Annotated in this window: 15 protein-coding genes; 4 read left to right on the forward strand and 11 right to left on the reverse strand. The window is 67.7% G+C overall.

Annotation, left to right across the window (positions count from 1 at the left end):
- Nucleotides 1-124: 124 nt before the first annotated feature.
- Together ACMGF8_RS23200 and ACMGF8_RS23205 are read right to left on the reverse strand one after the other, a co-directional pair.
- Nucleotides 125-1,132 (reverse strand): zinc-dependent alcohol dehydrogenase family protein, encoded by a 1,008-nt coding sequence (locus tag ACMGF8_RS23200; protein ID WP_416757256.1) that lies wholly within the window; start codon nt 1,130-1,132, stop codon nt 125-127.
- 213 nt (nt 1,133-1,345) lie between these two features.
- Nucleotides 1,346-2,305 (reverse strand): GNAT family N-acetyltransferase, encoded by a 960-nt coding sequence (locus ACMGF8_RS23205; protein WP_416757258.1) that lies wholly within the window; start codon nt 2,303-2,305, stop codon nt 1,346-1,348.
- A 168-nt stretch (nt 2,306-2,473) separates the two neighbouring features.
- Here ACMGF8_RS23205 and ACMGF8_RS23210 point away from each other — a divergent pair, with 168 nt between their 5' ends.
- From ACMGF8_RS23210 to ACMGF8_RS23225, 4 genes are all read left to right on the forward strand, one after another.
- Complete coding sequence (locus ACMGF8_RS23210) at nt 2,474-2,983, forward strand: sigma-70 family RNA polymerase sigma factor (RefSeq protein WP_102863112.1); 510 nt, start codon at nt 2,474-2,476, stop codon at nt 2,981-2,983.
- The gene (locus ACMGF8_RS23215) at nt 2,980-3,963 is read left to right on the forward strand and encodes a DUF4880 domain-containing protein (RefSeq protein WP_235760059.1); all 984 of its coding nucleotides are present in this window, start codon (nt 2,980-2,982) and stop codon (nt 3,961-3,963) included. The genes ACMGF8_RS23210 and ACMGF8_RS23215 overlap by 4 nt, the downstream gene beginning before the upstream one ends.
- A 117-nt stretch (nt 3,964-4,080) precedes the next feature.
- Nucleotides 4,081-6,486: a TonB-dependent siderophore receptor gene (locus ACMGF8_RS23220; protein ID WP_416757261.1), complete on the forward strand. Its 2,406-nt coding sequence runs from the start codon at nt 4,081-4,083 to the stop codon at nt 6,484-6,486.
- 168 nt (nt 6,487-6,654) lie between these two features.
- The gene (locus ACMGF8_RS23225) at nt 6,655-7,596 is read left to right on the forward strand and encodes an alpha/beta hydrolase (RefSeq protein ID WP_416757263.1); all 942 of its coding nucleotides are present in this window, start codon (nt 6,655-6,657) and stop codon (nt 7,594-7,596) included.
- Between the two features lie 206 nt (nt 7,597-7,802).
- On the opposite strand, the gene ACMGF8_RS23230 is transcribed toward ACMGF8_RS23225, so the two are convergent.
- The 9 genes from ACMGF8_RS23230 to ACMGF8_RS23270 are packed head-to-tail and all read right to left on the reverse strand — an operon-like array spanning nt 7,803 to nt 25,509.
- Complete coding sequence (locus tag ACMGF8_RS23230; RefSeq protein ID WP_115580313.1) at nt 7,803-9,236, reverse strand: isochorismate synthase; 1,434 nt, start codon at nt 9,234-9,236, stop codon at nt 7,803-7,805.
- The gene (locus ACMGF8_RS23235; RefSeq protein WP_102863566.1) at nt 9,229-9,552 is read right to left on the reverse strand and encodes an isochorismate lyase; all 324 of its coding nucleotides are present in this window, start codon (nt 9,550-9,552) and stop codon (nt 9,229-9,231) included. The genes ACMGF8_RS23230 and ACMGF8_RS23235 overlap by 8 nt, the downstream gene beginning before the upstream one ends.
- A gap of 23 nt (nt 9,553-9,575) precedes the next feature.
- Nucleotides 9,576-10,355, reverse strand: a complete 780-nt coding sequence (locus ACMGF8_RS23240; RefSeq protein ID WP_102863107.1) for a thioesterase II family protein — start codon at nt 10,353-10,355, stop codon at nt 9,576-9,578.
- Complete coding sequence (locus ACMGF8_RS23245) at nt 10,352-11,467, reverse strand: saccharopine dehydrogenase NADP-binding domain-containing protein (RefSeq protein WP_416757266.1); 1,116 nt, start codon at nt 11,465-11,467, stop codon at nt 10,352-10,354. The genes ACMGF8_RS23240 and ACMGF8_RS23245 overlap by 4 nt, the downstream gene beginning before the upstream one ends.
- Nucleotides 11,464-16,884, reverse strand: a complete 5,421-nt coding sequence (locus ACMGF8_RS23250) for an amino acid adenylation domain-containing protein (RefSeq protein WP_416757268.1) — start codon at nt 16,882-16,884, stop codon at nt 11,464-11,466. The genes ACMGF8_RS23245 and ACMGF8_RS23250 overlap by 4 nt, the downstream gene beginning before the upstream one ends.
- On the reverse strand, nt 16,881-20,351 hold the full coding sequence (locus ACMGF8_RS23255) for an amino acid adenylation domain-containing protein (RefSeq protein ID WP_416757270.1): 3,471 nt from the start codon (nt 20,349-20,351) through the stop codon (nt 16,881-16,883). The genes ACMGF8_RS23250 and ACMGF8_RS23255 overlap by 4 nt, the downstream gene beginning before the upstream one ends.
- Nucleotides 20,344-22,107: an ABC transporter ATP-binding protein gene (locus tag ACMGF8_RS23260; RefSeq protein ID WP_102863104.1), complete on the reverse strand. Its 1,764-nt coding sequence runs from the start codon at nt 22,105-22,107 to the stop codon at nt 20,344-20,346. The genes ACMGF8_RS23255 and ACMGF8_RS23260 overlap by 8 nt, the downstream gene beginning before the upstream one ends.
- Nucleotides 22,104-23,855: an ABC transporter ATP-binding protein gene (locus tag ACMGF8_RS23265; RefSeq protein WP_416757272.1), complete on the reverse strand. Its 1,752-nt coding sequence runs from the start codon at nt 23,853-23,855 to the stop codon at nt 22,104-22,106. Before ACMGF8_RS23265 ends, ACMGF8_RS23260 begins: the two co-directional genes overlap by 4 nt.
- Nucleotides 23,842-25,509, reverse strand: coding sequence for a (2,3-dihydroxybenzoyl)adenylate synthase (locus tag ACMGF8_RS23270; RefSeq protein ID WP_250330710.1), 1,668 nt, complete (start codon nt 25,507-25,509; stop codon nt 23,842-23,844). Before ACMGF8_RS23270 ends, ACMGF8_RS23265 begins: the two co-directional genes overlap by 14 nt.
- Nucleotides 25,510-25,855: the final 346 nt, after the last annotated feature.

Raw genomic sequence — 25,855 nt, forward strand, 5'->3', positions numbered from 1 at the left:
CAGGCTGCTACGAAAACGCGCAGGCAGTGAGTCAAAGTGGGGCATACAGGTTGCGCCCGGTAACAAGCGCCATCGGGGCTGCGGCAACCCCCGGAGCCACCCGGGCGTTGCCGCGATCAACGCCTCAGAACGTCAGGCAGATTTTCCCCAGGTGCGCGCCCGAGGCTTCATGGGCGAAGGCCTTGGCGATCTCTGCCAGGGGGAAGGTGCTGTCGATCACCGGCTTGATGCCGGTGGCTTCCAGGCCACGGACCATCTCGATCTGCTGCTGGCGGCTGCCGACGATCAGGCCCTGCAGGCGTTGTTGCTTGGCCATCAGCGCCGCCGTCGGCACCGGGCCGGACCAGCCGGTGAGCACGCCGATCAGGGCGATATGCCCGCCAATGCGGCAGGCCGTGATCGACTGCGGCAAGGTGCCCGGGCCGCCGACTTCCACCACGTGATCGACGCCGCGCCCGCCGGTGAGCTTGAGCACTTCGTTGCCCCACTCAGGCTGGGTGCGGTAGTTGATGGTGTGGTCGGCCCCCAGTTCGCGGACCCTGGCCAGCTTGGCGTCCGAGGACGAGGTGGCAATCACCGTGGCGCCCATGGCCTTGGCCAGTTGCAGGGCGAAGATCGACACCCCGCCGGTGCCCAGCACCAGCACGGTTTCCCCGGCCTTGAGCGCGCCATCCACCACCAGCGCGCGCCAGGCGGTCAGGCCGGCGGTGGTCAGGGTCGCGGCTTCGGCGTGGCTGTAGCCTTGGGGCGCGTGGGTGAACCAGTGGCTGGGCTGGATCACCACTTCACGGGCGTAGCCGTCGACGCCATCGCCCGGGGTGGTGCTGAAATCGGCAATCGCCGGGCCGCCATCGTGCCAATGGGGGAAGAAGCAGGACACCACCGCATCGCCGACCTTGAACTCGCTGACGCCCTCGCCCACCGCTTCCACCACCCCGGCACCGTCGGCCATGGGAATCCGCCCATCGGCAGTCGGCAGCGCGCCGGTGACCACGGCGTAATCGTGGAAATTCAGGGAACAGGCATGCAGGCGCACGCGGATCTGCCCGGCGCCGGGTTGCCCGGGATCGGCCAGCTCCACGGTTTTCAGGTTGTCCAGGGATGCCGGCAGGCTGAGCTTGATGGCTTGCATGGAATGGGTCTCCACAGATCGATAATTGTCCAGGGGGCTAACCCTACCACCAATACCGGCGATCTGTAGCCGCTGCCGCAGGCTGCGAACGGCTCCGCAGGAGACGCAGGTTTTCAGTGCCGCTAGGGGCTCGGCTCGGGACTGCCAAGCAAGGCCCTGCGGGCCTTTGCGCAGCTTCGCAGGCTCGGCAGCGGCGACAACGCTCAGCGGGTTTCAACGCTCCCCCACCCTGGCTCGCACAAAACACTGCTCGGTCACCGTCGCACCCCACTGTTCGCCCACCTGCTCCTGCGCCAATACGAAGCCGTGTTGCTCATACAGCGTGCGCGCCGCGTCCAGGCCCTTGAAGGTCCACAAGCGGGTGGCGGCAAAACCCCACTGGTCACAGAACGCCAGGGCCTCGCCCAGCAGTCGCCGGCCCAGCCCTCGACCGCGGGCAGCATCGTCGAGGATGAAGCAACGCAGGATCGCCTCGCCGCCCTCGCCTTCCCCATCGATGGCGATGGACCCGACGATCCGCTCGCCCCGCAGCGCCACCCAGACCTGGTTGCGCGGGTTGTGCAAACGCCCCATCAGCTCGGCCATGTCCGCCGCCACCAGGCTTTCGAAGGGCTGACAGAACCCGGCCCGGGCGGCGTAGTAGCAGGCATGCATTTCGGCAATGCGGCCAATCACCCCCGGCCGGTAGCCAGGGGCGATGGACCAGCACTCGGGCGGCTCGGGCGCCTCGCCCAGACGCACCGCACGCAATGCCCGGGCGTAGTCGGCGATGCCTGTCGAGGCACAAAGCTGCTGGTCCGCGCTCAGGTGCGCCAGGGCCGCGGCCACCTGGGCCTGGGCAAAACGGTCGATGCCGGCCAGGGTCTGGCGTCCCTGGGCGGTGAGGTGCAGCCGCTTCGAGCGGGCATCCTGGGCATCGGCCTGTTCGCTGAGCTCGCCCGCCTCCACCAGCTTGCGCACCAGCCGGCTGACGCTGGATTTCTCCAGGCCCAGCAGCGTCACTAGGTCACTGGCGGTCAAGGCATTGCCCAGGCCGATTTCCAGCAGCGCGTGCACCGCCGAGGGCGGGTAGTCGGTGGCGGCCAGGGTGCTGTGCATGAAGCCCAGCTCGCGAACCATCTGCCGGGAAGCCTGGCGCAATTGAGGGATGAAACCTGCGGATGGGCTCGACATAAGCGTGACCTCGTTCGTGGACTTTTTAGTTGTAGCTTACAACCATATAGCCGACAAGCCCGATGTGCTCGGGCCCTGGTCGGCAGCGATAAAAACTCGAGCACGCACTAATGAGAAGCATTACCATAAACGCCCTTTTCGCCCGCCTCGGTCCCGGAACCTCTATCGATGGTGCCCAATTCTTCGCTACAGCACGCCGTGGGCGAGCTCTACGTCCAGCATCACAACTGGGTGGTGCAGTTGCTGCGGCGCAAGCTCGGCAACCAGGACCAGGCCCTGGACCTGGCGCAGGACACCTTCCTGCGCATTCTGCGCAGCGAGCAACTGCCGCTGTTGCGTGAACCTCGGGCCTACCTCAATACCGTGGCCAGCCGCCTGTGCGGCCAGTATTTCCGCCGCCAGGCCCTGGAGCGCGCCTACCTGGAATCCCTGGCGCAGCTGGAGCCACAGCACCAGCCTTCGCCGGAAACCCGCCTGCTGGTGCTCGAAGCCCTGGACGCCGTGGGCCAGGTACTGGATGGCCTGGGCGCCCGGGTGCGCGAAGTGTTCTTGCTGTCCCAGCTCGAAGGCCTGACCTACCCGCAGATTGCCGAGCGCCTGCAGCTCTCGGTCAACGTGGTGCAGAAAGCCATGCTCAAGGCCTACCGCCATTGCTACGCGGCGGTGTACCCGGGATGAACGCCTTCCAGCCGGTGGACGATCAGGGCGCCGTGGAACAGCAGGTCCTGGACCAGGCCCTGGAGTGGCTGGTGTTGCTGCAATCGGGCATCAGCAACCCCGAGCAGCAGGCCGCCTGCCTGGCCTGGCGCCGGGCCGAGCGGCAACACGAACTGGCCTGGCAACGCCTGGTCGGCATCGGCCAGGACCTGCGTGACAGCACCCGCAGCCTGCCCGCGCCCCGTGCCCGGCAGCTGCTGCAGGCCCGCAGCCACCCCGGGCGGCGCACCCTGCTCAAGGGCATCGTCGGCCTCGGCGTGGTGGCCGCCAGCAGCTGGAGCGTGCGTGAACGGCTGCTGTTGCCGCAGCTGTTCAGCGACTACCACACCAGCACCGGCGAGCGCCGCCAACTGCAACTGGCCACGGGCGCCAGCCTGCAACTGGACACCCGCACCAGCCTCGATCAGCAGCACAGCCCCCTGGGCCTGCAACTGCGGCTCAACACTGGCCGCCTGCTGTTGACCCTGGGCAACGCCGCGCCGCTGCGGATCGTCACCGCCGATGCGTGGATACTGCTGGCGCCCCAGTCGCAACTGATCCTCAGCGTCGGCTGGCCGGGCAGCCACGGCACCCGGGCACAGGTGCTCGCCGGCAGCGGCTCGCTCAGTAACGCCCAGCACCCCGCGCTGAGCCTGGGCGCGGGCCAGCAAGTGGAAATCAACCAGCAGCGGATCGGCGCCCTGACCACAGTGCCCGCCACCGCCAGTGCCTGGACCCAGGGCCTGCTGATCGCCGAGCGCCAGCCCCTGGGCGAGGTGATCGCCGAGCTCGACCGCTATCGCCCGGGCCTCTTGCGCTGCGCCGCCGAGGTCGCCGGGTTGCGCGTCTCCGGCTCGTTCTCCCTGGACCAGCCGGACGCCAGCCTCGACCTGTTGGCCAAGACCCTGCCGATTCGCATCCGGCGGGTGATGGGTTACTGGGCCACCGTGGAGGCCAGCTGATTTTTTCCGTTTTTTTTTCCGAAGCGGCGGCAGTTTTTTCAATCTCGTGCATCAAGACCAGGGAAGAAGCTGGAAAACAGCTCAGCGCCAACCCTTCTCAACCCACGGATTTCCCTTATGCACATTCGCCTTACGCCCCTTGCCGCGGCCTTGCGCCCGGTGTTCATCGGCCTGTCCATCGCCAGCACCAGCCTGCCGCTGATGGCCGCCGAAGCCGGCGCCGCCGTGACCGACCGCCAGCAGCGCGACTACGCCATCGCCCCGGGCAACCTGGACCAGGTGCTGGGCGCCTTCGGCCAGCAATCGGCAAGCATGATCGCCATCGATGCCAGCCTCAGCGCCGGCAAGCGCAGCACCGGCCTCAATGGCCGCTTCAGCGTGGACGAAGGCCTGCAGCGCCTGCTCAAACCCCTGGGCCTGCAAGCCGTGGCCGAGGGCACGGGCTATCGGGTGGTCCAGGCCAGCGGCGGTGAACGGGTCGAGCTGGGGGCGACCACGGTCAGCGCCAACCAGTTGGGCAGCGTTACCGAAGGCACCGGTTCCTATACCCCAGGCACCATCGCCACCGCCACCCGGCTGGTGCTGACCCCGCGGGAAACCCCGCAGTCGATCTCGGTGGTGACCCGCCAGGTGATGGATGACTTTGGCCTCACGGCAATAGACGACGTGATGCGCCACACGCCGGGTATCACCGTATCCACCTACGACAGCGAACGCACCAACTACTATTCCCGCGGTTTCTCCATCGTCAATTTCCAGTACGACGGCATCCCGACCCTGCGTGACGCCCAGTACTCGGCCGGCCAGACCATGACCGACATGGCGCTGTACGACCGCGTCGAAGTGCTCAAGGGCGCGACCGGCCTGCTGACCGGCGCCGGCGGTCCTGGCGGCACCATCAACCTGATCCGCAAGAAGCCCACGTCCGAGTTCAAGAGCAGCATCGAGCTCGGCGCCGGCTCCTGGGACAACTATCGCACCCAGATTGATGTCAGCGGGCCGCTGACCGACTCCGGCAACGTCCGCGGCCGGGCGGTGGCCGCCTACCAAGACAAGAAATCGTTTCTTGATCACTACCAGCGCAAGACCAATGTCTACTACGGCATCCTTGAATTCGACCTGTCACCGGACACCCTGCTGACCCTGGGTGCCGACTATCAGGACAGCGACCCGAAGGGCTCGAGCTGGACCGGCACACGTACCGTCTATGACCCGGACGGCAATTATCTGAACCTGCCTCGCTCGTTCAACAATGGTCCGAAGTGGAGCAGTTGGGAACAATACACCCGTACCGTGTTCGCCACCCTGGAGCACAACTTCGACAATGGCTGGGTCGCCAAGGCCCAGTACAACCACCAGATCAACGGCTATAACGCGCCCCTGGGCTACGTCTCCCAGGACACCGCTACCACCAGTTCGATCTACGCTCGCAAATACACTGGCGAAACCACCAGTGACAGCCTCGACGTCTATGCATCCGGACCTTTCGAACTCTTCGGTCGAGAACACCAGCTGGTAGTGGGCCAGTCCCTGTCGATCTCGGAATGGAAGGGCAAGGACTATTCCGACGCCACCTATTTCGACAACGCCTATGACTTCTACAACTGGCACGGCGAAGCCATCGAGCCCCTGTGGAACCAGCCGACCAAGATCAACGATGAAACCACGCGCCAGACCGGCACCTACCTCACCGGCCGCTTCAGCCTGATGGACGACCTGTCGCTGCTGCTCGGCACCCGCGTCGCCAATTTCCAGGTCACCGGTACCAGCGACACCAAGGAGAGCGGCAAGGTAGTGCCCTATGCCGGCCTGGTCTACGACCTCCACGACAATGTCTCCGCCTACGCCAGCTACACCGAGATTTTCCAACCGCAAACCCAGTACCGTGACCGCACGCGCAAGATGCTCGAACCCAACGAAGGGAAAAACTACGAGATCGGGCTCAAGGGCGAGTTCTTCGACGGTCGCCTGAACTCCAGCCTCGCCTACTTCGAGGTACACGAGGAAAACCGTCCAATCGCCGACACCATCTACAACTCCAATCCTGGGGTCGACTTCTCCTATATCGCCACCAAGACCAAGACCAAGGGCTACGAAGCGGAGATCTCCGGTGAGCTGCGTCCTGGCTGGCAATTGCAGGCCGGCTATACCCACAAGGTCAGCCGTGATGCAGACGGGGTGAAGGTGGCCACCTGGGAACCGCAAGATCAGCTCAGTTTCTATAGCAGCTACAAGCTCGGCGGCGGCCTCGACAAACTGACCCTGGGCGGTGGCGCCCGCTGGCAGGGTGAGGGCTGGCAAACGCTGTACAACCGTGGCAAAGACCGTTACGAAAAGTTCTCCCAGGACCCGTTCTGGCTAGTGGATCTGATGGCGCGCTACCAAGTCACCGACAACCTTTCGGCGACCCTGAACGTCAACAACCTGTTCGACAAGTCGTACTACACCAACATCGGTTTCTATGACTCGGCCTACTACGGTGACCCACGCAATGTGATGGTGACCACTCGCTGGGACTTCTAAGACCTAGTCCCCCAATCGGTGCACCCTGCCCAATCGGGCAGGGTCGGGCCGCTGACAATCACCTGGTATCGGGTAGCCCGATGCGGCGACCACGGCAGCAAAATCACTACAGCCATCCGCACACTTCTGTTAAAACTCCTGGCTGATCGTTCCGTGGTGAAGCCTTCCATGTCCCCAACCCTGTCCCAGCGCCTGCGCCGTCGCTGGCTTTCCCTGCTGTGCCTGGCCGCGCTGATCGTCGGCCTGCCGGTGAGCTGCGCGGTGCTCGAACACCAGGAGCGCAAGTTGGTGTTTCGCATCGAGCCGGGCACCGCCGGCTGGTATCGCGGCCTGCCGAGCACGGTGCAGGAGCTGGAACTCAAGCCGAAAAGCTTCAAGGCCGGGCAGAACCTCCACGCCTGGTGGTGGCCGGCCACGCGCGCCGACGCTCCGGCGATCCTCTACTTGCACGGGGTGCGCTGGAACCTTACCGGCCAGCTGTTTCGCATCGAGCAACTGCACGCCCTGGGCTACTCGGTGCTGGCCATCGACTACCGCGGCTTCGGCCAGAGCCACGGCGACCTGCCCTCGGAAAGCAGCGTGTATGAAGACGCGCGCATCGCCTGGGAGCGGCTCAAGCTGCTGCAACCCGACGCCCGCAAGCGCCTGATCTACGGCCATTCCCTGGGCGGCGCGGTGGCCATCGACCTGGCCGCCGAACTGGGGCGCACGGCCGCCGCCGAGAAAACCCCGATTGCCGCCCGCGGGCTGATCGTCGAATCCACCTTCACCACCCTGGCCGATGCCGCCGCGGCGGTGACCAAGACCTCGCTGCCGGTGCGCTGGGTGCTGTCGCAGAAGTTCGACTCCGTCGACAAGATCCGCGACATCGGCATGCCACTGCTGGTGGTGCACGGCCTGAAAGACGACTACGTACCACCACGCTTGAGCAAGGAACTGTTCAAGGTTGCGCTGCAACCGAAAAAGCTGTTGCTGGTGCCTGGCGGCACCCACAACAACAGCATGCGCCTGGCGGGCAAGGACTACGGCCAGGCGATCAATGCCCTGCTGCGGGCCAAGCCGGCGTCCAGCGTCGCCGGCCCGACGGCCAGCACCGCGCCCACTGGCTGAAGCTGCTGGCTAGGACGCGAGGCCGGGGCTTGGCTGGGGTCGCCAGGCAAGGCCCTGCGGGCCTTTGCGCAGCTTCGCGGGCTCAGCAGCGGCTACAGGAAACCCTCTGTGTAGCCGCTGCCGCAGGCTGCGCAAGGCACCGAAGGGGCCTCGACGCCCTCAGGATCGCTGCACACCTGCGGCTCGTTCGCAGCCTTCAGCAGCGGCTACAAGGCGCTCTGCCCGCCGCTCACGGCCACGCTCGGCAAGGCCGCTGGCGGACACAACGCGTCGCCAATGGTGCGCAACTTCAGGCAGGTTTCCTGGTACTCACTCGCGGGGTCCGACTCACCGACAATCCCGCAACCGGCAAACAGGTGCGCCTGGTTGCCGCGAATCAAGGCCGAGCGCAGGGCCACGGCAAACTCGCCATCGCCCTCGGCGTTGAGCCAGCCCACCGGGGCGGCGTACCAGCCACGGTCCAGTTGCTCATGCGCGCGGATATACCCCAGGGCCTTGACCCGGGGCAGGCCGCCCACCGCCGGGGTCGGGTGCAGGGCGTCGACCAGTTGCAGCAGGTCCACCTGGGGCCGCAACCGCCCCAGCACCGGGGTCAGCAGGTGCTGGACGTGGGCCAGGCGGTGCAGTTGCGGCTGCGCAGGAATCTCCAGCATGGCGCAATAGGGCTGCAGCGCTTCGCGCAGGGTCTGCACCACCAGGGCGTGCTCGTGGCGATCCTTGGCGCTGTCCATCAGGCCCTGGCCCAATTCGGCGTCCTGTTGCTCGTGCTGACCGCGGGCGCAGGTGCCGGCCAGGGCCACGGTGTTCAAGGTGCCCCGGGCCACGCGCACCAGACGTTCGGGGGTGGCGCCGAGGAAGCAACTGTCGCCGCGGCTGAAGGCAAACAGGAAGGCCTGGGGATAGGCCGCCCTGAGGTTCTCCAGCAAGGGGCCGCAGGGAATGCTGCGCGGGGCCCGCAGGCAGACTTCCCGGGCCAGCACCACTTTGCTCAGTTCACCGGCGTTGATCCGGCCGATGGCGCCGGCGACGGTGGCCTGCCACTGCTCGGCGCCCGGGGCGTCGTCGTCCTGCCGGGTGCCCACCGGCACCTGCAGTGACGGTGCATGGGCATAGCGGACCTGCAGCAGGTTCCATTCCGCCGCAAGGCCGGCAGCGCAATGGGCCACATCGGCGCCCGGCTCGATCCACAGGCTGAACAGCCAGTGCTGCTGTTCGCCTTCGCGCAACAACAGAATCCGTGGCAGCACCAGGGAGGTGGCGGCGAACGACTGCCACTGAGTACTGCGCGGCCCCTGGGGATCGAAGGCGAAGCCGCCGCACAGATAAGCCTTGCGCGGGCCGACCTGATGGGCCTGCTCCAGCAGCTGGCGCCAGGCCTGGGTACTGGCGGCAAAGCGCTCGGCGGCCGGCGGGCTGATTTCCTCGGTGCAGCCGAACCCGGCCAGGGCCAGAGCACCCTGCTCGCTGGACCAGAACAGGCTCTGGCCGAACACCTGGCGGTTGGCGGCAAACAGCCGCAGTGGCTCCAGGCGCTCGGCGGCCAGGCTGAACACCACCAGTACCGCGCGACTCTTGCGCCGAGCCTGGGCCTCGCCTTCACGCAGGGCCTGGGTCAGTCCGGACAGGCACGACTCATTCATTGCCGACTCCTTGCTCAAGCCCGCGCTGAACGCGCCAGTGGCGCACTTGCTGGGCGATGTTCCAGTGGATGATCTGGGCAAACAGCGGCACCACGAACATCGGGTCCAGGCCCGCCTGTTCGGCCCATTGCTGACGCTGCGGGAGCATCGCCGCGACCCGCTCCGGCGCGGCGATGCTGTCCTGGGTCGGCTTGAATTGTGCGGCCGCCTTGACGTAGGCCAGGCGTTGGCCGAGGGCCTGGATGATCTGCTGGTCCAGGGTGTCGATCGCCCAGCGGATGTCTTCCAGGGCGCTGCATTGCTCGGGGGTTTTCATGTTGATGACTACCAAGGGAAAATTCACGGGGTCGAGGGCCAGCAGTGCCACGGCTGCTCGCCGTGGCCGGCCAGCAGCCGGGTCAGGTGCCGCAGCACTTCAGCTTGCTGCTCGCGCAGATAGAAGTGAGCACCGGGGAAACTCTGGAAGTCGGTGACCTGGGCGCTGACCTCGGCCCAGGCATAGGCTTCGTCCGCATCGACTTCAGGGTCCTGGCCCCCCAGGCACACGCTCAGGGGCAGGTCCAGGGCGCGGCCGATGTCGCCGCGATAGGACTCGATCAGCCGATAGTCGTTACGCAGTGCCGGCAGGTACAGGTCGCGCAGCGTCGGGTCGTCCAACAGGGACGGCGCGCCATCGGACAGGCGCCGTACATCCGCCAGCAACGCCTCGTCCGACCCCAGGTGCAGCTCGCTGTGGCGCTGGCGATGGGGCGCCGGGTGTGCTGACACAATCAGGCGCTGAGGGGCCGAGCCTTGCTGCTGCATGCGCCCCGCCACTTCATAGGCCAGGGCCGCGCCCATGCTGTGGCCGAACAGCACCAGCGGCCGGTCCACCAGGTCCGACAGGGCCCGAGTGATAGTGCCCGCCATCCACTCCAGGCTGCCGGGCCAGGTCTCGTTGAGGCGCTCTTCACGCCCCGGGTACTGCACGCTGATCAACTCGATATCGGCGGGCAACAACGCCCGCCAGTCATTGAAAAAACTCGCGCTGCCCCCAGCATGGGGCAGGCACACCAGCCGGCAGCGCGGCGGTTGCGGCTGCGGGTAACGGCGCAGCCAGGCACTGGGAGCCTTTCTCACAGCACACCCTCCTCTAGCTCGGCCAGTGGCGTACCGGCGCTCAGGCCCAGGCTGACCCGGGTGTCCGGCAACCACTGACAGATCTGCTCCAGGCAGGCTTGGGCATCCAGCACCTGGGCCGCGTAATGCAGGCCTTGGGGCAATAGCTGCCAATGCAGCGCGCAAAACGCCGCGACGCTGCCGGTCAACCGCGAACCGTCGCCGGCCCGCAACCAGGCACTGGCCTGCTGCGGGCGGCCATCACGCAGGCCGTCGAGCTCCACCGCCAGCAGTTGGTACGGCCGCCGTCCGGCCACATCCAGGGCACTGGCCTGAACCAGCGCGGCGATGTTCTGCGGCGTGTTGCGCGCCTCTGGCGCCGAGCCCTGGATACGCTGCAAAGTCGCCGCCAGTTGCCCGCCTTCGAACAGGTTGAAGCCCTGTCCATGGGGCACTTGCAGGTCACTGAACAAGCGCTGCTGCTCGGTGCTCAGGTAGGGATAGGCCTGTACCCCAGCCACCGGCAGCCAGTCCCGTTGCAGAGGCTGCCGGGCACTGCCCGTGCTGCGCACCACCCGCCCCTCGCGCCAGCCGCACTGGGCCTGGCCGAAGCCATTGCCCAGGCTCAGCAGGAAGTCTTCGGCGGCCGTGGCGGACAGCCGTCCCAGGCCGCCGGCATAGCAGCGCATCTCGTCGACTCGCTGGAAGGACTGCGCCAGCAACCGCGGGAACACCCCCGACAGCCCCGGCAGCATGCCCGCCGACAACAGCACCCGGCGCCCTGCGGGCACTTGACCGGCCAGACGCTCGTGCACCGGGTCGTCGCCGCCCACATCCAGGTAATCGGCGCCCGCCGCCAGCGCGGCCCGGGCCACCCGGTCGAGAATCCGGTAGCTGGGCCCGGCGCAATTGATCACCAGGGTGCAGCCGGCGCAAAAGCTGGCCAGGCTTTGCTCATCCCACAGGTCCAGGGCGCGCACATCGGCGCACGCCCCCAACTGCTGGTTCAACTGCTCGGCCTGCTGCCGGTCGCGTCCGCCCAGGCGCAAGGCAAGCCTGGGTGCCAGCAGTTGCGCCACCTGACGGCCGACGCTGCCATACGCGCCGACCAGACCAATGAGCGCCCCACTCATGCCGCCACCTCGGCGGCGTCGAAGGCCCGGGCCACGGCTTGCACCTGGGGCTGCTGCATGCAACTGAAGTGATCCCCAGGCACATCCACCACCCGCAGTTCGCCCAGGCACAGAGCCTGCCAGTAAGCGCTCATGTCGCGGTGCATGCCCGGCAGCACCTGGACCTCGCCGCTCTGGCGGATGAACAGCAAGTCGCCCTGATACGGCGTGGCCTCATGCAGGGCCACCGCCGCCAGACTGTGACGCAACACCTGCAATTGCTCGCGCAGCCAGTCCAGGTCACTCAACTGCGAACCGGCGTGGCGCATGGCTTCGGCAATCGCCTGCAGGCGCTGCTCGGGGGTCTTCTCTGCCAGGCGCCGCAGACAGGCCAGGGCCGAGGTGCATTGGCCATCGTCGCTCAAGGCCAACAGCGAACCCTGGGGCACCCGTCCTGGGGTCTGGGCCAGGACCCGGGCGATGCTGCGCTCCATGGCCTGCTCGTCCTCGGGATACCCCAGCACCAGCGGATCGGCCTGCATCACCCGGGCGAACACGTACTCGGCCAAGAGGTCGTCCTCGATCATGAACGGCACCCGGTAGCTGCTGATCACGCTCAGCTGCAGCACCTCGATGGAACGCGCCGCCAGGCACGCCGCCAGTTCGGTGGCCAGCAACCCGCCCAGGCAGTAGCCGACGATGCTCACCTGGCGCCGGCCTTCGGCCTGCAGGGTGTCGGCATAGCGCTCGGCCAACCGGCGAATCGCCGTGGCCGGCTCCAGCGCCAGATACCCCGGCACGTCGTTGAGCACCAGCCCTTCCAGGGGCACGTCTTCCCCCAGGGCAGCGAACAGCGCGCGATACGGCGCCAGGGTGCCGCTGCCGTCGTGGACGAAGATCCGCGTCGGGCCCTGCACCTTGTCGCTGATGCGCACCAGCGGTGAATCGCCTTGCCCACCCTGCCCGCGCAGGTAGTCGGCCAGGGCCGCCACGGTGGGCTGGTTGATCAACTGCCGCAGCAAGTCGCTCCAGGGCAACTGCCGGGCCTGGGGCAAGGCTTCGCGCAGGCGACCCACCACTTGCGCCACCAGCAACGAGTCACCGCCCAGCTCGAAGAAGCCCTGCTCGCGGCCCACCGCCGGCACCCGCAACAGGGCCTGCCAGACCTCGGCGATGCTGCGTTCCAGATCGTCCACCGGCGCCGCGCCGCTGTTGACCTGTTGCTCGGGCCCGGCCACACCGATCCGGGCCAGGGCCTGGCGGTCGACCTTGCCGTTGGCGGTCAGGGGCATCTCATCGAGGATCTGCCAGTCCGCCGGGATCATGTAGTCCGGCAGACGCTGGGCCAGATGGGCACGCAGTGGCTCGGGCTCCAGGGTCTGGCGCTCGCTCTTGAAGCGGGTGATGAACAGGTGCTGTCCGATCTGCGACATGGCGTCATCGGCCTTGGGCAGGCACAGCGGGGTTTCGCCCCCGGCCTCCAGCAGCAACTGCTGCCACTGCTCGCGCCGGATGAAGGTGGTGTCCAGTTCCGCACGGAAATCTTCGAAAGCGGTCAGGCCTTCCTTGAATTCCATGGAGGCCATGATCTGGTAAGTGTCGCGGGTGGCCTCGATGAAGATCAGCCAGCCGCCCGGGGCCAGCATCTCCCGCAGCCGCGCCAGCACCCGGCTGGCATGCCGCGAGTTGTGCAGCACGTTGGCGCAGAGAATCACGTCCTGGGAGTTGGCGGCCACGCCCTGGGCCCAGTGGTCCTGGTTGAGGTCGAACAGCCCGTAGCTGACCCAGGGATAGGCGGCGAAATGTTCCCGGGCCTCGTTGAGGAAGAACTGCGACAGGTCGGTGAACTGGTAGTCCACCGGCAGGCCGTCCAGGGCCGGGATCAAATCGGCGCTGGTGCCGCCGACCCCAGCGCCGATCTCCAGCAGGCGCAGGCGCTGGCCGGCAGGACGCTGGCGGATGATCTCCTGCACCGCGGCGCACACCGCCTGGTTCAGGTACTGGCTGATCAGGTTCTTGCGGTAGGCGCCCTCGGCGGTATCAGTACGGCCCTCGGGGAACAGCAGGTGCAGCGGGTCCAGCTGATCGCTCATCAGCGCCGGCAGTTGCTCCTGGCTCTCGCGCAAATAACGCAGGACCTCGGCGCCCCAGCCTACGCGAGGCTCCAAGGCGTCGATGCGCTGCCACAGCTGAAGGTATTCCTCGCGCTGCACCCGCAGGTCCGAGTAACCACCGGACTGCCGGTCATGCTGCACCAGCCCTTCTTGGGCCAGGGCCTGCAACCAGCGCCGGATCAAGCGCTGGTTGCGCGGCGCGACCTCGCTCAAGGCCCATACCTCTTCCAGGGAGTGACACTGCCCCGCCTGCTGGAACAGCCCGGGACGCTGCAGGGCCAGGCCCATGGACAGCAGCGCGGCGCGCTCGACACAGGCCGACATCTCGCTGACCAGGGCATCGCTCAGATCACCGCGCACGGCCTGGGCCGCGGCCTGGGTACGCGCCTCCAGCTGCTCCGGCCAGGCCAGCGGCATGTCCCGCAGACTGGCCCGCAAGCAGGCCTGCAGTCGCCGTTCGAAAGCCCCTTCGCCAGCGGCCACCACCACCGCGGACTCCACATGGGGATGGCTGAGCAGTGCACTTTCCACTTCCGCCAGCTCGATGCGATGACCGCGCACCTTGACCTGGAAATCCTCGCGACCAAGGAACTCGATCAGGCCATCTTCCAGGTAGCGGCCCAGGTCGCCGGTGCGGTACAGGCGCTCGCCGCTGCGGGGGTGATCGACGAAACGCTCGGCGGTTTTCTCGGCGTCCCCCAGGTAACCCAGGGCCAGGCCGCTACCGGCGATGTACAGCTCACCGGCCACCCCTTGAGGACGGTCGCGGCCCTGCTCGTCGAGGACCATGAAGCGCTGGTTGGCCAGGGGCGCGCCGTAAGGAATGCTGCGCCACTGCGGATCGACCTGGGTGATTGGGTAGTAGATCGACCAGATGGCCGCTTCCGTGGCCCCCCCGAGGCTGATCAGCCGCAACTGCGGCAACAGCTGGGCAGCCTCCGCCGGCAGGTTCAGGGGAATCCAGTCCCCCGACAGCAGCGCCAGGCGCAAGGCACCGGGCGCCATCGACGGCACTGCCTGCAGGTAGTGGGTAAGCATCTGCAATTGCGCCGGCACCGAGTTCCACAGGGTTACCCCGTGCTCCCGGGCGCACGCCGCCCAGTGCGAAGGATCGGCGCGGCGTTGCGGGTCGGGCAGCACCAGGGCGCCGCCCACGGCCAGCAGGCCGAAGAGGTCATACACCGACAGGTCGAAGCCCAGGCTGGCCAGGGCCAGGACCCGATCCTCGGCGCCGATGGCAAAGCGCTGGTTGATGTCGACGATGGTATTGAGCGCCGCCTGATGGCTGATCATCACGCCCTTGGGCACCCCGGTGGAGCCGGAGGTGTAGATCACGTAGGCCAACTGCTGCGGATCGATGTCCAGCACCGGCAACGGAGCTTGCGCCGCCAGCGGGCTCTGATCGACCTGGATCACCTGGGTCACCCGTGCCGGCCAGCACAACTCATCGCTCAACCAGGACTGACTGAGCACCCGGCCGACCTCGGCGTTATCCAGAATCAACTGGCGCCGGGCCTCGGGTTGGTTGGTGTCCAGGGGCAGGTAGGCCGCCCCGGCCCGCAGAATGCCCAGCACCGCAATCACCTGCTCCAGGCCCTTGTCCATGCACACCGCGACCCGCTCTCCCGGCTGGCAGCCGGCGTTCAGCAGGGCCTCGGCCACGGCCTCGGCGCGTCCGGCCAGTTCGCCGTAGCTCAGTTGCCCGGCGCCCTGGATCAAGGCCACACGCTGCGGCGCTGCAGTTGCCTGACGCCAGAACGGCTCATGCAGCCCGCCGGTGGGCAACGGCGCCGCTGTCTGGTTCACCAGCTCGCGTTGCAGGCGCTGGGCCGCCGGCAATTCCAGGCAATCGTCCAGGGTCCAGGCCGAGGGTTCCCGGGCCAGGCGCTTGAGCAGCCGTTCGAAGGTATCGAACAAGTCGTCGAGCAGCGCCTCGCTGAACACCCCTTCGCGAATGTCCCAGTTGATCGCCAGGCCGTTGTCCCGTTCGCTGACCTGACAATCGATCAGCACCTGGGGCGTCTGGCTGATGCCGAACACCAGCTCGGCTCCCGGCATGAAGGCCCCGCCGCCGCTTTCGCCGCCGGCACCCAGGGTGCTGGTGAAGGCGTACGGCATCAGCGCCGCATCCTGGCCCTTGCGCCGCGCCAGCTCGCGCAGCACTTCGATGCCCGAGCACAGGCGATGGTCCATGTCCTGCCACAGCCGTTCCTGCAACTGCTGGCTGCGCTGGCCGAAACTGCCCCCTTGCAGGGTCTGCACTTCCAGCAGTTCCACCGAGCTGAAATCCCCCACCAAGCGGTCGACCTGAGGGTGCAGGGACAGGCGATTGAGCAGGGTCAGGCTCAGGCAGAAGTGTCCGCGCCGACTCCAGCGCCCAAGGGTTTCGGCGTAGGCCGAGAGGATCGCCGCCGACACGCCGACCCCGGCGGCGGCCGCATTCAGGCGCAGGGCGTTGCAGTCCCGCGCTTCCAGGCTCATGGCCCGGCGCTGGAAGCGTGGCCCGGTGGGTGCCCCCAGCAGCGGCAGCTCCGGTGCCCCCGGCAGGCTGTCGACCCGCGCCCACCAGTAGTCACGGTCGCGCTGGTAGCGCGGTTGCTCGCGCAGGCGCCGCTCGCCCAGCACGTAGTCGCGGAAGCTGATCTGCGCCGGTGCCGGCAGGGCCTCGCCGCGGTACAGCTGCTGCAACTCGGCCAGCAGCATGCGCACGCTCTGGTAGTCGCACACCAGCAGGTCCACCGACAGGTGCAGGCGCGAGGTGTCGCGGCCCTGGCTCACGCACAATTCGATCAAGGGCCATTGCTGAGGCGTGGCGCGGCGCAGTTCCATTCGCTCGCGCAGGGCCTGCAAGGCACTGCCGTCGTCCTGGCTCAGGTCGTGGTGCGCAATGGCGTAATGGGGCACCTGGGGCAGGATGCGCTGATAGCCCTCCTCCAGCACCACGGCGCGGAGCATCTCGTGACGGGCGATCAGCTGGTTCCAGGCCTGTTCCAGGCGCAGCGGGTCGAGGTCCTGCTGGGCGAACTCCAGATAACCGTGGCAGGCCACGCCGCCAAAGCTGAAGGCTGTGGTGCGGCCCAGCAGATAGGCCGCCTGCACATCGGTCAGCGGGAAGGGTTCTTCCCGGGCCGGCAGGTCGGCCTCCAGGGTCGGCATCTGCGCCGCCTGCAACTGTTGCAGCAACGCGTCCTTGTGTTGCCGAAGTTGCTGCAGGCGCGCGTCGTCCATGACCCCAGCCGGGGCCCGATAACGCAGGCGGCCCTGTTCTTCCCAGAGCTCCACGCCCAGTTGTTGCAGATCCTGTTGCAGTTGCTGCAGCGTCATAACACGCCCTCCACCATTGCGTTCTGAGTGACGGGCCGCTGTTCCCGGCGCGAGGCGAGCAACTGCCCCAGCAGGGCCACGGTGGCCGCGTTGAAAAAGTCCTTGAGCGACAGTTCCACCTGGAACTGCCGAGCGATGCGTTCGATCAGGCGGGCGGCCAGCAGGCTGTTGCCACCCAGGGCGAAGAAGCCCTGGTGCCGGCCCACCTGTGGCACCTCCAGCAACTCCTGCCAAAGGGCGGCCACGGCCTCTTCCCACTCCCCTTGAGGAGGCTCGGCGCTGTGCGGCGCGATGCCACGCCGCTGCTCCTGCAGCAACCACAGCAAGGCCGCGCGATCGACCTTGCCGTTGCTGCTCAGCGGCAGCTCGGCCAGGGTCAGCCAGCTGTCCGGAAGCATGTGTTCGGGCAGCCATTGGCCCAGCCACTGCCGCAGGGCCTGGGTCGAGGGCAGCGGCTCATGGGCCACCAGCACCACCGCCAACTGTGGCTCGCTGCCGGGCAGCACCAGGCTCAGGGCGCGACTGATGGCCGGGTGGCGTTCCAGGGCCAGGTCGATTTCCGCCAGTTCGATGCGAAAGCCGCGGACCTTGACCTGATGGTCCAGGCGTCCGAGGAACTCCAGGGTGCCGTCGGCCCAGTAGCGACCCTGGTCGCCGGTGCGGTACCAGCGCGCGCCGTCATGCTCGACAAAGCGCTGGGCACTCAGGCTGGGCAAGCCGCGATAGCCCGCGGCAACCCCGGCGCCGCCGATCCACAGCTCGCCCGGCACCCAGTCGGGGCAATCCCGGCCCTGGCTGTCCACCACCCGGAAGCACTGGTTGTCCAGGGGCCGGCCATAAGGGATCGAACGCCAGTGCCCGGGCACCACGTCCACGTCCTGGCAGTTCGACCAGATCGCCGCCTCGGTGGCGCCGCCCAGGGCCACGAACTGCAGCTCACGCCCCGCCGCCTCTCGCAAACGGCGTGGCAGGTCGAGGCCGACCCAGTCCCCGGAAACCATGGCCAGGCGCAACGCCGCCAGGCCGCCAGCGTCCCGTACCTGCAAGGTCAGCATGTCCAGCAGCGCCGGCACCGAGTTCCACAGGGTGACCTGCTGTTCGCGGATCAGGCGCAGCCATTCCTGGGGCTCCTTGCGCAAGGCGTCGGCCGGCAGCACCAGGGCGCCACCGACACTCAGGAGGCCGAACAGGTCGTACACCGACAAGTCGAAATCCAGAGCCGAGACGCCCAGCATCCGATCCTCGGCGCTGACCCGATAACGCCGGTTGAGCGCCTCGATGGTGTTCATCGCCGCCTGGTGCGACAGCTCCACCCCCTTGGGTTCACCGGTGGTGCCGGAGGTGAAGATCACATACGCCAGGGCATCGGCCGCAAGCGGCAAAGGCTGCGCCAGGGCGGCTGCCGGGCGTGCCTGGGCCAGGGTCACCACCCGCAGTGCGGCGAGCCAGATACCGCCGTCGCGGTGAGCCGTGTCAGTGAGTACCACACGCACCCCGGCACGCTGATAGATCATGTCCCGCCGGGCCGGCGGCTGCTCGATGCCCACCGGCACGTAGACCGCACCAGCGGCGAGAATCCCCAGCACCGCGATCACTTGTTCGCGGCCCTTGGGCAGGGTGATCGCCACCGCCTCGCCGGGTTGCACGCCCCACTCCACCAGGGCGCCCGCCAGTTGCAGGGCTTGCCGGGCCAGCTCGGCATAACTCAGCTGGCCCTGGTCGCAGATCAGCGCCAGCCGCTCGGGATGGGCCTGGGCCTGTTGGAAGAAGCCCTGGTGCAACAGCCGGGCCGGGGTTGCGTGCCGGCAGTCGTTGACCGCGCTGCGCACCCGCTGCTGGTCGGCCGGCAGGGGCAACGGCGCCACCTGTTGCCAGTCATGCTCGCAAAGCCACAGCAGCAGAGTGCGATAGGCTTCGAACATCTGCTCCAGCAGGCCCTCGGGGAACAGCCCCTGCACCGCGTCCCAGTTCAGCAGCAGGCCGTCGGCCATCGGGTAGCTCTGGTGATCCAGCCACACCTGGGGCGTCTGCGACAGCGCCCAGCCGGGCTCGCCCAGTTGCTGGCGGCAGGTGTCATCGACAAAGGCCGGGCCCAGGTTGCAGGCAAACACCACCGGCGCCCCCTGACCACCGCCCTGACGCAGGCGCGCACGCTCGCGCAGCACCTCGACCCCGGGCCAGGCGCTATGGGCGATATCCCGGTGCAACTGAGCCTGCAGCGCCAGGGCCTGCTGGCAGAAATCCAGGGGCTGGCGCTGATCCACTTCCAGCAGCACCAGATTGGAGAAATCCGCCAGCAAGTGGGGCACGCAAGGGTGCAGTTCCTGGCGGTTGAACAGCGGCACGTTGAGCAGGAAATGCTGACTGGCGCTCCAGCGCCCCAGCACCTGGGCATAGGCACAGGCCAGCACGCTGGCCAGGGTCAGGCCGTGCTGCCGGCCCTTGTGCTCCAGGGCCTGCAACTGGGCTGTATCCAGGCGCATGGCCAGACGCTGGAAGCGTGGCGTACCCAGTTGCTGCGGCTCCCGGGCCAGGGGCAATTGCGGGCCGTCGGGCAACGCCTCCAGGCGCGGCAGCCAGTAGTCCCGGGCCGCCGCCAGTTGCGGCGCCCGGGCCGCCTGCTCGGCTTTCAGGTAGTGGGCAAAGTCCCACTCCAGCACCGGCAGTTGCTGTTCGAGACCGGCATGGATCAGGGCCAGATCCCGCAGCAGGATGCCAATGCTCAGGACATCCGCCACCAGCAGGTCGATGTTCAGGTGCAGACGGCTACGGCCTTCGGGCAGCAGACTCAGTTGCACATCGAAGACCTCCCCGCGACTGACCTCCAGGCAGCGGTGCGCCAGGCGCTGACGAATCTGCTCCAGGGTCTGGGCCACACCCACGCTGGAGGCCTGGCGCAGGTCGTGGACGGTCAGACCGGGCCAGGGGCTCTGGGGCAGGATGCGCTGGCAGGTATCGTTGACAAAGCAGGCCCGCAGCATCGGATGACGCTGGCACAGGCGGCGCACGGCCTGCTCCAGGCGCTGGGGTTCCAGGTCCTGGCCATCCAGTTCCTGATACAGGTGGCAACCCACGCCCCCCAGGGGCATGCCCGGATCGCGACCGAACCAGTAGGCCTGTTGCAGCGGGGTCAGAGGAAAATCAGCGTTGTCGCCGGCGTCGGCTACCGCCTGCAAGCACGGCGCCGCAAGGCCCCGGCGGACCTCGATCAGCGCCCACCAGCCGTCCAGGGTCGGCTGCTGGATAAGCTCGGCAAAACTCAGGCTCACGCCCTCGGCGGCCAGCAACGCCGGCAGGCGCATGATGCTCACCGAATCGAGACCCTGCTCGATCAGCGAAACATCCGCCTCAAGCTCCTCGGGCGCGTAGTCGAGCAGTCGGGCAATGCCCGCGCAGAGGCCTTGGGGTGAATGACTCAGGCCGGCGTGCGCTGGATGAGCGCGTGCCAGTGCTGGGTTATCAGTCATGGTGGACGGTCCTATGGGGTACGGAAGGGGTAGGTCGCAAGCGCCAGCGATTGATCGCCTCGCGCTCGTGGAACAGTTCGCGATAACGGCCGGTAGCCGCCATCAGTTGGGCATGGGTGCCGCGCTGGGCCAGGCGGCCCTGGTCCAGTAGGAGGATCTGCGCGGCATGCGGGGCCAGGGTCGGCTTGTGGGTCACCAGCAGCACCGTGTGCTTGCGCGCCAGTTGCAGCAGGCTGCGGTTGACCCGCGCCTCACTGATGGCGTCCAAGGCGGCGGTGGGTTCATCCAGCAGGATCAGCGTGGCGTCCTTGAGCATGACCCGGGCCAGGGCCAGGCACTGGCGTTCGCCGCCGGAGAGGCTGACACCGCCCTCGCCCACCCGGGTCTGCCAGCCCTGGGGCAGACGCTGAGCCAGGCGGTCGAGGCCGGTGGCGTGGGCGGCGGCCATCAGTTGCGCCTCACTGGCCTCGGGGCGGCCCAGGCGCAGGTTGTCCAGCAGGCTGGCGGCCAGCGGCGGACAGTCCTGGAACATCAGGGCAATGTCCTGGTCGCGCTGCCGGGCCGAGAGCTGGCGCAGGTCCACGCCCCCCAGCAGGATGGCGCCGTTGCTGACATCGCAAAAGCGCGCCAGCAAGCGCAACAGGCTCGACTTGCCGGAGCCCGAGGCCCCCACCAGCAGGTTCAGGGAGCCCGGTTCCAGCTCGAAGCTGATGTCCTGCAGCAGCGCTCGGCCCTGGCGCACCAGCCCCAGCTCCCGCACCTCGACCCGTTGCCCCTGCGGCGTCTGGGGCTCGCTCGGCTCCGGCAGGGGCGGCAGGTTCAGCAACTGGCACAGGCTGTCCACGCCGTGGCGGGTCTGGCGCAACGTGGTGCCCAGGTTGACCAGGGCGCCCATGGGCTCCACCAGGCAAGTGGCGAGCACCGCCAGGGCCAGGTATTGCACGGCCCCGAGACTGCCACCGAGGACCGCGTAGAGCCCGCACAGCAACACGGCGGTGTAGCCGGCCTGGAGCACCACCACCAACCCCAGGGCTGCCGGAAAGGTGCGCCAGTGGGCCTGGCGCTGGGCCTGACGCTGTTGCTGCAAAGCCTCGCCCAGCAGGCTGAAACCTTCACCGTTGCGCCCGCTGGAGCGCAGCAGCGGCTGCTGCCGCAGGAACTCCAGGACCCGCGCCGCCGCTTCGCCGGCCGCCGCTTCGCTGAGGCGCTCGGCCTGCCCGCCCCAACGCACGCCCCAGTGATAGAACAACAGCAGCAGGGGCACACTGGCCAAGGCGGCCAGGGCCATGGAGCGGTCATAGAAAAACAGCGCCAGCAGCAACGCCAGGGGCGTGAGCAAGGCGTTGGCCATGGGCTGCAGCAGGTGCGCCGGGGCACTCATGATCTGCGCCACGGTGTGGGTCACCAGGCGGTTGAGCTCGGCGCCACGCCGCTCGACGAACCACTCCAGGGGCAGGCGCGCCAACTGCTGGCCGATGCGCAGGTTCAGCGACTGCGCGGCCGCCGCCCCGGCCCTGTAGCCGGCCAGCTGGGCATGGCGGCGCAACCCCAGGCACAGCCCGGCGAACCCGGTAAAAGCCCCGGCCCAGAGCCAGGGCGCCTTGCCCGACGCGGCGTCGAAGACACCGGCAAACGCCATGGGCAGCAAGGCCAGCGCCAGGCCCTGGGCCAAGGCACTGGCCGCCATGGCCAGCAGCGCCCGGCGCAGCAGGCCGGCTTCCTTGGGCTGCAAGCTGCGTAACAGGGCAGCGATCATGACAGGGCCCTCGTCAACGGGGCCGCGCCAAACTGCTCCGCCGCCCAGAGTCCGGCATACACTCCCTGCTGATCCAGCAAGGCCTGGTGCCGACCGCACTCGCGCAATTGCCCGCCCTGGAGCACGGCGATCTGGTCGGCGTCCTGGATGCTGCTCAAGCGATGGGCGATCACCAGCACCGTGCGCCCCGCTGCCAACCGCGACAGCGCCTGCTGGATCGCCGCTTCGGATTGCGGATCGCTGGCCGCGGTGGCCTCGTCGAGCACCAGGATCGGTGCCTGGCTGAGCATGGCCCGGGCAATGCCCAGGCGCTGGACCTCGCCGCCGGACAACTGCACGCCGGTCCCCAGCAGGGTGTGATATCCCTCGGGCAAGGCGCAGATGCGCTCGTGGATCTGCGCGGCCCGAGCCGCCTCTTCGACCTCTGCGAGGCCGGCCTCGGGGCGCCCCAGGCGCAGGTTGTCGAGGACGCTGGTGCGCAGTAGACGCACCTCTTGAAAGACAAAGGCCACCTGGCGATACAGGGTCGCGCTGTCCATGTCCCGCAGGTCGACACCGCCGATGCGGATCGCCCCGGCGCTGACATCGGCAAAGCGCGCGAGCAAGGTGGCCAGGGTGGATTTGCCGGCCCCGGAATCCCCCACCAGGGCGGTCAGGGTGCCGGGCTGCAGGCACAGATCGATGCCCCGCAGCACCTGAGTGCCGTCGGGGTAGCTGAAGTCCACGGAATCGAAGGTCACCAGGGCACCTTCGGGCTCTCGGGAGAACGCCGGCTGCGCCAGCACCGGCGTGCTCAGCACCGCGCTGATGCGCTGCGCCGCCGCCCGGCCCTGGACCAGGGAATCGGCGCCATGGCCCAGGGCCGCCACCGGCGCCGCCAGGGCCGGGCCCAGCAAGGCAAACGCCAGCAACTGCGCCGGCTGCAGCCAGCCGCCGGCAATCAGCGCCACCCCGGCCACCAGCACCAGGGCCAACACCAGCAGAGGCGAAAGCAACACTTCGACACTGGCCCCCAGGCCGGCCCAGCGCTCGACCCACTGGGAGAAGAAACGGCCGAAATCCTCTACGGCCTTGAAGAAGTCGTCCTGCACCCGCTCCACCCGGCCAAAGGATTTGACCATGGCAATGCTCTGCACAAAGTTCAGGGTCGCCGTCGACAGCGTGCCCATGGCCGCGCCCAGGCGCTGGCGCTCGGCGTGGTACGCCGGGGTACGCATCACCCGCAGGCGCCACAGCGCAACCAGCGGCGGCGCCAGCACCGCCAGGGTCATGGGCAGGCTCACCGTCAGCAGGTAGATCAGGCTGGCCAAGGGCACCACCAGGGCCGCCACCAGATTGTTGGGCAGGTGCGCCACCAATTGATGCAGGGCGCCGACATCCTCCAGCAACACCCGCTCGGCGGTTTGCCGCTGGCCACCCAACCAGGCCAGGGGCACCCGCGCCAGATGGGCAGCGATGCGCTGGCGCAGATGGCGCTGCAGGTCACTGTCGGCCAGATGGGTGATCTGCAACCCCGCCGCCAGCCCCAGCAGACGCAGGAGCAAGGCCCCGCCCCCGGCCAGCAGCCAGAAGCCCGCGCGGTCCATATCCAGCTCGCCCGCCAGCAGCAGCGGCGCCAGTTCGGCCACGGCCATCAGCGGCAGCAGGCCCACCAGCGCCGCCAGCACCTGCAACAGCATCGCCGCCAGCAGACGTCCGCGCACCGGTTGCAACAGGTCAGTCAATCCTGGTTGTTCAGCCACGGGCATCAGTTCCCACCCGGCCTTGGGCCTCAGCACCGAAGTACAAGGCCTGAATGGCCTCACGCAGGTGTTTGCGGCTGACCTTGCCGACCCCGGTCTGGGGAAAGGCCGGGATGAACTCGAAGCGATCCGGCAGCTTGAACGCCGCCAGGCCCTGGGCCCGCAGATGGCGCAGCAGTTCCACAGCCCGGGGCGCCTGGCCACGGGCAATAACGAAGGCGCAGGTGCGCTCGCCGAGGAAGGCATCGGGCATCGCCACCAGGGCGATGTCGGCCACCGCCGGATGGCTCAGCAGCAGGTTCTCCACTTCTTCGGCTGCGATCTTTTCACCGCCGCGGTTGATCAGGTCCTTGTCCCGCCCTTCCACCATCAGGTAGCCGTCGGCGGTGAGCTGCACCCGGTCACCGGTGCGATAGAAGCCGTCGGCGGTGAAGGCCTGGGCGTTGTGCTCGGGATAGCGGTAATAGCCGCGGATGGTGTAGGGGCCACGGGTCAGCAACTGGCCCACCTGGCCCACCGGGACGGGCTGGTCCTGCTCGTCCACCACGCGGATTTCGTCCGCCGGCGACAGGGGCCGGCCCTGAGTGTGCAGCACCCGCTGGGGCGGGTCTTGCGGGTCGGTGTAGCAGATCAGCCCTTCGGCCATGCCGAACACTTGCTGCAGGCGGCAACCGAGCACCGGTTCGATACGCCGCGCGGCCTCGAAACTGAGCTTGGCCCCGCCCACCTGCAGCAGCTGCAACGAGGAAAGTCCCCGTCCGCGAGCCTGGGCCGCTTCCATCCAGACCAGGGCCAGGGGCGGCACCAGGGCGGTATGGGTGACGGCTTCGCGCTCGATCAGTTCGAAACAGACCTCCGGGCTTGGCGAGTGGCCGAGCACCACGCGCCCGCCGACCGACAAGGTGCCCATGAACCCCGGGCAGCACATGGGAAAGTTGTGGGCCATGGGCAGCACCGCCAGGTACACGCTGGCACTGGACAAACCGCAGCGCTCGACGCTGGCCCGCAGGTTGTAGAGGTATTCGTTGTGCCGCCGCGGAATCAGCTTGGGAATCCCGGTGGAGCCGCCGGACAACTGGAAGCAGGCCACGGCATCGGCACTCGGCGCCGGGAAAGCCGGCGACGGGGCCGGGTCATACAGGCCATCAAGGGCGGTGAATTCCTCGGCCTCGCCGGCCACTATCACCCACTCCAGGTGCGGATTACCGGCCTTGAGATCCCGGGCCATGGCCCGGTAATCGAAGCCGGCGTCACAGTCGGTGCACAGGTAGGCCCGGGCCTGGGCGAATTCGCAGAAACGACCGATCTCCAGATGCCGGTGCGCCGGCAAAGCGAAGATCGGCCGCACGCCGAGGCGATACAGGGCAAAGCAGGTTTCGACGAAAGCGCTGCGATTGGGCAATTGCAGGACCACATTGTCCCCGGCGCGCAAGCCCAGGCGGTACAGGCCGGCGGCCAGTTGATCGACCCGCAGGTCCAACTGCCGATAGCTCAGGCGCTGTTCGCCATCGGTCAGCGCCTCGCGCTCGGCAAAAGCCTGGGCCGCCACCCGCAGCAGGTCGCCAAAGGTTTCATCGCGCCAGTAACCGGCCTGGCGATAGCGCTGGGCAAAGGCCTCGGGCCAAGAGGGGCAATCCTGCAGATCATCGAAAGTGGACATGCTGTCTCCTGAGTTTTTTGACGCAAAAAGCGGCCCTGGACCTGAGGTGCCAGGCCCTTGGAATGAACGGGAAAACGTCGTCGGCGCTAAAGGAAATGAAGGTCCACAGGCGCTCCTGCGGTGCTGTTGCGTGGGGTGTCGTCCATGAAGGGCTGCCGTGCTTGCAAATGAGAGTGATTATTAACCGGCAATTTCCAAGGCCCGGCAATCGGCAGGACATTCGTTTGCGCGGCTTTTTCTTTTGATTGCGCGGCGCGGCCCCGGCAGGCCCTGACAGGACGGGGCGAGAAAGCTAAAGGATAATCATTCTTAATTACAGAGGCGGATTTTCCTGATAGCTTATGGC

It is taken from the genome of Pseudomonas sp. BNK-7 (genome assembly GCF_048072025.1).
Lineage (GTDB): Bacteria > Pseudomonadota > Gammaproteobacteria > Pseudomonadales > Pseudomonadaceae > Aquipseudomonas > Aquipseudomonas danubii.